The following is a 6,671-nucleotide window of genomic DNA, read 5'->3' on the forward strand; positions in this document are numbered from 1 at the left end:
CCCCCTTAAGCGACGGCCAGGACCGGGCTACCTCACACGGGCCCCTTACGAACGGAGTACACGAAAATGCGTCATAAAATGGGCGGCCGCAAGCTGCAGCGTGCCACTGGCCACCGTACTGCGCTGCTGCGCAACATGGCCGCCGCGCTGATCAAGCATGAGCAGATCCAGACGACCTTGCCCAAAGCCAAGGAACTGCGCCCTTACGTCGAAAAGCTGATCACGCTGGCAAAGCGTGGTGGCCTGTCGAACCGTCGCCTGGCCCACGCGCGCTTGATGGACGAGACGCAGGAAAAGAAGCTGTTCGAGGTTCTGGCTGAGCGTTATTCGGGCCGTGAAGGCGGCTACATCCGCATCATCAAGGCCGGCTATCGCGGTTCGGACGCGGCGCCGATGGGCGTGATCGAACTGGTCGATCGCGACGTGGACGCGAAGGGTCAGGACTCCGGTCCGGTCAACGCCGACGCGGAAGAATACGAAGAGGCCTGAGGCTTCTGCTGTCCCGTAGGTTCGGGACAAGCACATCCGTTGATTGCCAGGGCGATCGGGGGCGCTAAGCTACCGGTCGCCTTGTCTTTTTCGGAGAGTTGCCACTTGTCTCGTCGTCCTGGACGCACCCGTCTGCTGCTGGCTGCGGCCGCCGCCGTATCCGCATTCGCCACCACCCCGATCTGGGCCGACGCCATGAAGCCACTTGCCTATCCCGAGACCCGCCGCGGCACCGTGGTGGAGGATCACTTTGGTGAGAAGATTGCCGATCCTTATCGCTGGCTGGAAAACGACGTCCGCAGCGACAAGGAAGTGGCCGCCTGGGTCGAGCGTGAGAACGCCGTGACCCGGGCCTATCTCGATACGCTGCCCCAGCGTGGGTGGTTCGCGGCGCGGATACGCGAATTGATCGATTACGAGCGCTTCGGCCTGCCGGTGAAGGCGGCGGGGCGGTACTTCTATACGCGCAACTCCGGCCTGCAGAACCAAGCGCAGCTGTTCGTGCGCGATGGGCTGAACGGAACGCCGCGCCTGCTGCTGGACCCCAACAGCTGGGCCAAGGACGGCGCGACCGCGCTGGACGCGTGGGAGCCGTCCGACGATGGTAGGCACTTGCTCTACAGCGTGCAGGACGGTGGCAGCGACTGGCGCGTGATCAAGGTGCTGGACGTGAAGACCGGGCAGCCGCTGGCAGATGAGGTGAAGTGGGCCAAGTTCACCGGGATCGCCTGGGTGGGCAACGACGGCTTCCTCTACTCGCGGTTCCCCGAGCCGGAGCAGGGCACGGCATTCCAGGGGCGGAACTATGACCACAAGGTCTATTACCACAAGGTGGGCACCCCGCAGTCCGCCGATCAGCTGGTGCTGGAAACGCCCGATCAGCGCGAAATGAACCATACGGCCGAAGTGACGCCGGACGGGCGCTACGCCGTGATCACCAGCAGCACCGGCACGGATAACCGGCAGCAGGTGCGGGTTATCGACCTCTCGCGCCGCAAGACGGACGGGTGGAAGATTCGGATGCTCGTTGCCGAGCCGAAGGATGATTGGAAACTGGTCGCCAGCACCGGCACCAACTTGTGGTTTGTTACCAATCAGAACGCGCCGCGCTACCGCCTGGTGGTGGCCGACATGGCCGCCGCGCAGCCGCAGTTCCGGCAAGTCGTGGCCGAGCGCGGCGATTTGCTGGAGCGTGCGACGATCATCGGCAACCAGCTGGTCCTGAACTACCTGAAGGATGCGGCTAGCCATGCAGAGATCGTCTCTTTGGATGGCAAGAAGGTGCGCACGCTGACGCTGGGTGAACTGGGCACCGCTTCCGGTTTTGACGGGAAGCCCGGCGATCCCGAGACGTTCTATACCTATTCCAGCTTCAACCAGCCGGCCGCGATCTACCGAATGGACATCGCCACCGGCAAGTCGGAACCCTTCGCCAAGCCGGCCTTGAAGTTCGACCCCGCCAAATACGCGATCGAGCAGCGGTTCTATGCCTCGAAGGATGGCACGAAGGTGCCGATGTTCGTCGTGCGCAACAAGGTGGCGTCGCAGGCGGGCAAGGCGTTGCCGACGCTGCTTTATGGTTATGGCGGCTTCGATGTTTCGCTGACGCCCGGCTACTCGGCGGCGCGCATGGCGTGGCTGGAGGCGGGCGGCGCCTTTGCCATGGCCAACCTGCGCGGTGGCGGCGAATATGGCAAGGAGTGGCACGATGGCGGGCGCTTGGCGAACAAGCAGAACGTGTTCGACGATTTCATCGCGGCGGGCGAGTACCTGATCGCGCAAGGGATCACTCCCAAGGGCGGCCTGGCGGTGCAGGGTGGGTCCAACGGCGGCCTGCTGATAGGCGCGGTGGTGAACCAGCGGCCGGACTTGTTCGCGGCGGCCAATGCGCAAGTGGGCGTGATGGACATGCTGCGCTTCGATCGCTTCACCGCTGGCCGCTATTGGGTGGACGACTACGGCTATCCCGAGAAGGAGGCGGACTTCCGCGTTCTGCGCAAGTATTCGCCCTATCACAATATCCGCGCGGGCGTGGACTATCCGGCGGTGCTGGTGACGACGGCGGATACCGACGATCGCGTGGTTCCGGGGCACAGCTTCAAGTATACCGCGGCCTTGCAAGCGGCCAAGGTGGGGGACAAGCCGCACCTGATCCGCATTGAGACGCGCGCGGGCCATGGTTCGGGCAAGCCGACCGACAAGGTGATCGAGGAAAGCTCTGACATCCTGGCGTTCCTGGCGCGTTGGTCGGGATTGCAAACACCGGCCCAATAAGCCTTTTCTGGTGCGTCGACCTGGCTTAGCCTCGGGTCGACGCAGCAGAAATAGTCGGCCGTCCGCCTTACTTCGGCGCGAGGGTGATGGTGGCGCGGCCGGTGGCGCGCACTGGCAGGTACACGCCTTGCCCTGCGGCTTTGAGAGTGCCGGTTTCCACGCGTTCGATATCGGCGCGGATCACGAAGGGGCCTTCCTGGCGGGACTGGATCGCCCGATCGACCTTGCCCAGCAACTTGTCGAAATCCTTCTCGAAGTTCTGGGTCAGGGCGTAGGCGATCGTCCGAGAAAGACCGGGCGCGTTCGCCAGTTTCAGCACGAGCTTGGCATCCTGGCGATCGGTACTGCCGGTGATTTCGAACTGATCGAAGCCTACTTGGCGCGAATTGGGCTGGTTCACCGGGATCGCGGTCATCCACACGGTGGCGCGGGCCTTGCCGATCGTGCCCGCCTCGTCGCTGGCGTTCAGGTTCAGGCCAACGGCGATGCGCCCGCCGGTGGTGCCGTAGATCGTGGCGGAGTTGAAGCGCGCCCATACCGGCCCCACGCCGGGGACCTGGAAGGGGCGAACCTGCCGCTTGTGCAGCGCTTTCAGCAGCACCGGCTGCAACTCGCGATAGTCCGCGATGACAGGGATGAAGAAGCTGAGGTTGCCGGGCTGGGTGGTCAGGCGGGATAGCGGCGGCAGCGGCGTGATGGCGGGATTGGCCGGGCGCGGGCCGACGAACGTTTCGGTCACCGCGCGCAGGCCCAGGCGCAGCGTCAGGCGGTTGTTGGCGATATCATAGCCGCCGTATTGCAGTTCCTGTGGTGTCACCCGCATCCACACCGGCGGATGGGCGCGGTTGAGCAGCAGCGAGGTGAAGCCCGCATTCCACGCCTGCTGCGCCTGTTCGCGCAGTTGCAGCTTGCCGAGCTGTCCCGGAAGGGTGCGCTCCAACTGGGCCATGACGCCCTTTAGCTTGGCGTCGGCCGGTTCGGACAGGTCGATCTTCTGGCCCAGAAAGTCGAGCGTGGGCGGCGCGGTCCAGCGATAGGCGAGGTCAACCTTGCCGCGCGGCTGCCAGTCCGGCCCTAGATCCAGGTCGATCCGCGCCTGCACCTGCGCATCGGCGGAGGCGGTTTCCTGCTTCAACACGCCGGCGATATCGCGCGCGTGGATGACTGCGTGGACGGGCATCGACAGGACCAGGTTGTGGCCCGATCCGGACAGGGACAAGCGGCCGCGCGTCACTTGCCCGACGATGTGGCATTTGATCGTCGGGGTCTTCACCTCGACGAACAGCACCTTGACCTTGTCACTGGCGACGCAGACCTGGCCGGGCTTGTCGATCGCCCAGAGGCGGCGGGGCACTTCGCGCTCCAGCGTCGCGGTCAGCTGGGAGAGGTCCGCCGAAAGAGGCACCGCGATTAAAGACGATTGCGGCTTGATGGCGATCGCATCGGTCGCCCGGGGCGGCACGGTATCGGGAGTGGAGGTGCCACAGCCCGAAAGGCAAAGAACGACACTGGAAAGGGCGACTAAGCGACGCATGCCCGCGATGCCTTGTGGAACGATTGCCGATCGAGCGCAAACTCTCGATCTGGGCGGCTGTTCCCGAAACCCGCGCCTTGCCCACTTTGCCCGCCTGGGCCATGTGGCGTTTCAAGGAGGCCGCTTATCCATGATCGACGCGCGTATCGAGACAATGCCGGGATATGGTGGATGCCAGCTGGCGGTTCATCGCCTGGGATCGGGCCGTCCGCTCCTGCTGCTCCATGGCCTTTTTTCCAGCGCGCAGATCAACTGGATAAAGTTCGGCACGGCGCAGAAGCTGGCCGATGCCGGGTTCGAAGTGATCATGCCGGACTTGAGAGCCCATGGCCAAAGCGAAGCGCCGCACGACGCTGCGGCCTACCCCGCCGACGTGCTGGTGCGGGATGCGCTGGCGGTGGTGGAGCAGCTGGGCCTGACCGACTTTGACATGGGCGGCTTCTCGCTGGGATCGCGCACGGCGGTGCGATCGGTTTTGGCGGGTCTGGGGCCGCGCAAGCTGATCCTGGGCGGCATGGGGATCGAAGGGCTGGGCAATTGGGCGCGGCGCAGCGCCTTCTTCATCGATGCGATCGACCGCTATGACGAGATCAAGCACGGCGATCCGGCCTTCATCTCCAAATCTTTTATGAAGAGCCAGAAGGTGGACCGGGTGGCGGCGCGCCTGCTGTTGGCGTCGGTCGACGATACGTCCGCCGAAGACCTTGCCGCCGTGACGATGCCGACGCTGGTGGTCTGTGGTGCGGACGATGACGATAACGGCTCCGCCCCTGCGCTGGCCCAGGCTCTGCCCGATGCGCGCTATGTCGAGATACCGGGCACGCACATGTCATCCGTGACGCAGGCGGCGCTGGGTGAGGCGATGGTGGCTTTCCTCAACGCCTAATCGGGCATCGCCACGCATGGATGGCTGCCCGAAAAGACACGGCGTGCCCCCCGAACCCGCCGCTTGACCGCGTGTCAGCGCAGCGCCAGCATGGCGCGTCTGATAATGAGAATAACGGGGCACCCATGAAATCACACGCAATATCGTTGCTGGCGCTGGCCGGGGCGATGGCCGCTGCCGTCCCTGCCAACGCGCAGGATGCGCCGGCGCCGGCCGCACCCGCTTCGTCCGCGCCGCAGACCGCCGCCCAGTTCGTCGAACAGGCCGAGGCGATCTACAACCAGAAGACGATCGAGCAGGCGCAGGCCGACTGGGTTTATAACACCTACATCACCGTTGACAGCGAAGCCGTGACGGCACGCGCCACGGCCGATAAGGACAAGTTCAACGTCGACACCGCGCTGAAGGCCGCGACTTTCGCGCAGCAGCCGGGCCTGTCGTACGACGTCAACCGCAAGCTCAGCCGGATGCGCACCCTGATCGTGCAGCCCGCCCCCAGTCGCCCCGGCGCGGCCGAGGAACTGGCGACGCTGACCGCGCGGCTGCAGGGCATCTACGGCAAGGGCAAGGGCACGCTGAAGGGCCAGCCGATCAACGGCTCCGACATCGAGGCCGCCATGGGCGAAAACCGCAACCCGGCGGAACTGGCCGAGATGTGGACCAGCTGGCACGACAACGTGGGCAAGCCGATGAAGGCGGACTACGTGAAGATGGTGGAGCTGGAGAACGCCGGCGCCAAGGAACTGGGCTACGCCGATACCGGCGCGCTGTGGCGTTCAAACTATGACATGACGCCCGAGCAGTTCGCCGCGCTGACCGAAAAGCTGTGGGCCGAAGTCAAGCCGCTGTACGACCAGCTGCACTGCTACACCCGCACCAAGCTGAACGAGAAGTACGGCGATGGCGTGCAAAAGGCGAGCGGCCCGATCCGTGCCGACCTGCTGGGCAACATGTGGGCGCAGGAATGGGGCAACATCTACGATATCGTCGCCCCGGCCGGCGCGGGCGATCTGGGCTATGATGTGGGCGATCTGCTGAAGGCCAAGGGGTACGACCCGGTCAAGATGGTCAAGGCGGGTGAGGGTTTCTACTCCTCGCTGGGCTTTGCCGCCTTGCCGCAGACCTTCTGGGAACGCTCTCAGATCACCAAGCCCGCCGATCGCGAAGTCGTCTGCCATGCCTCCGCCTGGGACATCGACAACAAGGACGACCTGCGCATCAAGATGTGCACCAAGGTCAACGGCGATGATTTCATCACCATTCATCACGAGCTGGGCCACAATTACTACCAGCGCGCCTACAACAAGCAGCCGTCCTACTACCTGGACGGCGCGAACGACGGCTTCCACGAGGCGATCGGTGACACCATGGCGCTGTCGATCACGCCGCAGTATCTCGTCGACATCGGCCTGCTGGACAAGAGCCGCGTTCCCGGCGCAGACAAGGACACCGGCCTGCTGCTGCGCCAGGCGATGGACAAGGTGGCGT

5 protein-coding genes are annotated in these 6,671 nt (G+C 64.6%); 4 read left to right on the forward strand and 1 reads right to left on the reverse strand.

The features are described from left to right. Positions 1 to 66 precede the first annotated feature (66 nt). Together rplQ and ACHWRX_RS08970 are read left to right on the forward strand one after the other, a co-directional pair. Positions 67 to 489: a 50S ribosomal protein L17 gene (gene rplQ, locus ACHWRX_RS08965; RefSeq protein ID WP_058736856.1), complete on the forward strand. Its 423-nt coding sequence runs from the start codon at positions 67 to 69 to the stop codon at positions 487 to 489. A gap of 195 nt (positions 490 to 684) precedes the next feature. Further along, on the forward strand, positions 685 to 2,763 hold the full coding sequence (locus ACHWRX_RS08970; RefSeq protein ID WP_394658934.1) for a prolyl oligopeptidase family protein: 2,079 nt from the start codon (positions 685 to 687) through the stop codon (positions 2,761 to 2,763). Positions 2,764 to 2,830: 67 nt separating this feature from the next. Here ACHWRX_RS08970 and ACHWRX_RS08975 read toward each other — a convergent pair whose 3' ends face one another. Then, positions 2,831 to 4,297, reverse strand: a complete 1,467-nt coding sequence (locus tag ACHWRX_RS08975; RefSeq protein ID WP_394658931.1) for a DUF4403 family protein — start codon at positions 4,295 to 4,297, stop codon at positions 2,831 to 2,833. Between the two features lie 130 nt (positions 4,298 to 4,427). Here ACHWRX_RS08975 and ACHWRX_RS08980 point away from each other — a divergent pair, with 130 nt between their 5' ends. Together ACHWRX_RS08980 and ACHWRX_RS08985 are read left to right on the forward strand one after the other, a co-directional pair. Next, entirely contained in the window at positions 4,428 to 5,183 is a 756-nt protein-coding gene (locus ACHWRX_RS08980) for an alpha/beta fold hydrolase (protein WP_394658932.1), read from the forward strand. Between the two features lie 125 nt (positions 5,184 to 5,308). Then, positions 5,309 to 6,671, forward strand: a 1,363-nt coding sequence (locus tag ACHWRX_RS08985; RefSeq protein WP_394658933.1) for a M2 family metallopeptidase, incomplete at its 3' end; no start/stop codon positions are given.

This window comes from uncultured Novosphingobium sp., from assembly GCF_964277725.1.
Classification (GTDB): Bacteria; Pseudomonadota; Alphaproteobacteria; order Sphingomonadales; family Sphingomonadaceae; genus Novosphingobium; species Novosphingobium fluoreni.

Coding starts and splice junctions, on each gene's coding strand:
- rplQ (WP_058736856.1), top strand. CDS start 67: ATGCGTCATAAAATGGGCGGCCGCAAGCTGCAGCGTGCCACTGGCCAC.
- ACHWRX_RS08970 (WP_394658934.1), top strand. CDS start 685: ATGAAGCCACTTGCCTATCCCGAGACCCGCCGCGGCACCGTGGTGGAG.
- ACHWRX_RS08975 (WP_394658931.1), bottom strand. CDS start 4,297: ATGCGTCGCTTAGTCGCCCTTTCCAGTGTCGTTCTTTGCCTTTCGGGC.
- ACHWRX_RS08980 (WP_394658932.1), top strand. CDS start 4,428: ATGATCGACGCGCGTATCGAGACAATGCCGGGATATGGTGGATGCCAG.